Origin of the sequence: Streptomyces sp. NPDC050121 (assembly GCF_044460385.1) — a bacterium.
Taxonomy (GTDB): Bacteria; Actinomycetota; Actinomycetes; order Streptomycetales; family Streptomycetaceae; genus Streptomyces; species Streptomyces soliscabiei.
This window is the reverse complement of record NZ_JBITJV010000115.1, coordinates 1-1,493: the sequence shown is the minus strand read 5'-3', so window position 1 is coordinate 1,493 and position 1,493 is coordinate 1. Positions and strand designations below refer to the sequence as shown.

General features: G+C 68.3%; 1 protein-coding gene. It reads right to left on the bottom strand.

Going from position 1 to position 1,493, the window contains the following annotated elements; genetic code table 11:
- Positions 1-23 precede the first annotated feature (23 nt).
- Positions 24-1,226, bottom strand: coding sequence for an IS110 family transposase (locus ACIBTS_RS49365; RefSeq protein ID WP_058921899.1), 1,203 nt, complete (start codon positions 1,224-1,226; stop codon positions 24-26).
- Positions 1,227-1,493: the final 267 nt, after the last annotated feature.

Sequence of the window (1,493 nt, the reverse complement as noted above, 5' to 3'; positions counted from 1 at the left end):
GGGGGGTGCCTCTATGTCTTTCGTCAAGCGAGGCGTGGGGTTCGGGGTTCGTAGAAGGTGCCGTCGCGGAGCATCGCGAACAGCACGTTGATCCGCTGACGGGCCAGGCGGAGAAGTGCCTGGGTGTGGGTCTTTCCGCGGGACCGGCATCGGTCGTAGTAGCTGCGGGAGGCAGGATCGTGGAGTGCAGCGAATGCGGACAGGAACATCGCCCGCTTGAGCTGCCGGTTGCCGCCTCTGGGCGCGTGTTCGCCGTGGATCGAGGTCCCCGACGACTTGGTCGTCGGGGCCAGGCCGGCGTAGGAGGCCAGGTGGGCGGCGGTGGGGAAGCTGGTGCCGTCGCCGACGGTGACCAGCAAAGCGGCGGCGGTCCTGACGCCGACGCCGGGCAGCGACGTCAGGACCTTGGAAAGAGGGTGAGCCTCCAGCAGCTGTCCGATCTGCGTTTCCAGGGCTCGTCGCTGTTCGTGGACGGCCGTGAGCGAACGGGCCAGAGATGGGATCACGACGTCGAGGGTGCCGGTTCCCGGGACCACGACGGTCTGCTCATCGAGGGCGTCGAAGACCTCGTCGATCAGCCGGGCAGCCATGCGCGGAGCCTTGGGCCGGATCACCTCAACCAGCCTGCGACGTCCGGCCTTTCGCAAGCTGGCCGGGGAGCCGTAGCGTTCCAGCAGCCAGGTCACCGCAGGGTGGTCCAGGCGCGGGCCAAGGACACGCTCCAGGCTGGGGTGGAACTGGGTGAGCAGGCCGCGTATCCGGTTGGAGGTGCGGGTCGCCTCGGCCGCCAGGTCCTGGTCGAAGCCCACCAGCACGGTCAGCTCGGCGGTGATCTTGTCGGTCAGTTCCAACGAGCGCAGGGTGTGCGGCATCGTCCGTGCGGCATCCGCGATCACAGCCGCGTCCTTCGCGTCGGTCTTCGCCTCGCCCGGGTAGAGGTCGGCGATTCGCCGCATGGACAAGCCGGGCAGGTAGGCGACCTTGCAGCCGACGTCCCGGGCGACCGTCAAAGGGAGGGCTCCGATGGAGGCGGGCTGGTCCACGATCACCAGCACGGTGCCGAACTTCGCAGCCAGCTTGTCGAAGACGGCCCGCAGCTTCGGCTCGCTGTTGGGCAACTGCTTGTCGAAGACCTTCTTGCCGGCCGGGGTGAGTCCGTGTCCGTGGTGGGCGCTCTTGCCGACGTCCAGGCCGAGGAAGACGCCCACGTCGTCGATGTCGTCCAATCCATCCTCCCGAATGGAGTTCGTGCGGTGCTGGCCAGGGCGTTGGCGTCGTATGCGCGCATCCACGTTATGCAGACCTGCCGCCCGCAAGCGGCCGGGCATTGCGCCGGGCCAGGCGGTAGTCGGGCCTCTCATCAGCGTCTCCAACGGCGCCTCTCGGGCCCGGTGACACCACCCCCCAGGTCATCCGTTCGACAGGGGGGAACAGTCATGCCGGGCCCGGAGGCCAGCGGTCCTCTTGCAGGACCGCGGAAAACATAACGGGGG